Annotated in this window: 1 protein-coding gene; it reads left to right on the top strand. The window is 64.3% G+C overall.

Features of this window, described 5'->3' with window-relative positions:
* The coding region (locus tag AC1RDQ_RS28465) for a VCBS domain-containing protein (RefSeq protein WP_492588752.1) at window positions 1-1799 on the top strand (1799 nt) is incomplete at both ends.

Below are 1799 nucleotides of genomic sequence, written 5' to 3' on the forward strand. Positions count from 1 at the left end.
GCCAGTGCGGTGCAGTCGCTGAAGGCGGGCGAGAGTCACAACGAAGTGTTCAGCGTGCAAGTCAGCGATGGCCTCGGTGGCGTCGACACCCAGTTGGTGACCATCACCGTCACCGGTAATAACGACGCACCGGTGCTCAGTTTCGCGACGGGCAACGATGTTGGCACCGTGCAGGAAGACACCATCCTTAGCGTCAGCGGCCAGTTCAGTTCGACCGACATCGATCACGATGCCACGAGCAGCTGGACCATCAATGGCTCGCCAGCCGGCACTTACGGCTCGATCGCCGTGGACAACAGCGGCCAGTGGACCTACACGCTGGCCAATGGCGCCAATGGTGTCGCCAGTGCGGTGCAGTCGCTGAAGGCTGGCGAGAGTCATGATGACGTGTTTACGGTGCAGGTCAGCGACGGCCTGGGCGGCGTGGACACCCAGCTGGTGACCGTCACCATTACCGGCAGCAACGATGCGCCGGTGCTCAGCTTCGCGACCGGCCATGATGTTGGCACGGTGCAGGAAGACACCACGCTCAGCGTCAGCGGCCAGTTCAGCTCGGTCGACATCGACCACGATGCCACCGCCACTTGGAGCATTGCCGGGTCAAATACCGGCGCCTATGGCTCGATCGCCGTGAACAACAGCGGCCAATGGACCTACACCCTGGCCAATGGCACCGATGGTGTCGCCAGTGCGGTGCAGTCGCTGAAGGCGGGCGAGAGTCACAACGAAGTGTTCAGCGTGCAGGTCAGCGATGGCCTCGGCGGCGTCGACACCCAGCTGGTGACCGTCACCGTCACCGGCAGCAATGACGCGCCAGTGCTCAGCTTCGCGACCGGCCATGATGCGGGCGCGGTGCAGGAAGACAGCACGCTCAGCGTCAGCGGCCAGTTCAGCTCGGTCGACATCGACCACGATGCCACCGCCACCTGGAGTATTGCCGGGTCAAATACCGGCACCTATGGCTCGATCGCCGTGGACAACAGCGGCCAGTGGACCTACACCCTGGCCAACGGCACCAATGGTGTCGCCAGTGCGGTGCAGTCGCTGAAGGCGGGCGAGAGTCACAACGAAGTGTTCAGCGTGCAGGTTAGCGACGGCCTCGGCGGCGTCGACACCCAGCTGGTGACCGTCACCGTCACCGGCAGCAACGACGCCGCCGTGCTGTCCTCGGCCAGCGTTACGCTAAGCGAAACCAATGCTCCGCTGACCACCGGCGGCAGCCTGACCATTAGCGATATCGACAGCCCGGAAAGCTTCCAGGCGCAAACCAACACCGCCGGCAGCTACGGCCAGTTCTCCATCGGCACCGGCGGTGCCTGGACCTATGTCGCCAGCTCCGCCCACAACGAGTTCGCCGCCGGTACCACCTACACCGACACCTTTGCGGTGAGCAGTGCCGATGGCACCCTCACTTCGGTTACCGTGCATATCCTCGGCACCAACGATGCGGCCGTGCTGTCCGCCGACATCGCCAACCTCACCGAGACCAATGCCGCCACCGACATCTCCACCAGTGGCACCCTGACCATCAGCGACGTCGACAGCGCCGCGACCTTCGTCGCCCAAACCAACACCGCCGGCAGCTACGGCCAGTTCTCCATCGGCACCGGCGGTGCCTGGACCTACGTCGCCAGTTCCGCCCACAACGAGTTCGCCGCCGGCACCACCTACACCGACACCTTCGCGGTGAGCAGTGCCGATGGCACCCTCACTTCGGTTACCGTGCATATCCTCGGCACCAACGATGCGGCCGTGCTGTCCGCCGACATCGCCAACCTCACCGAGACCAATGCCGCCAC

The organism is Pseudomonas sp. GW823-FHT02E01 (assembly GCF_058797535.1).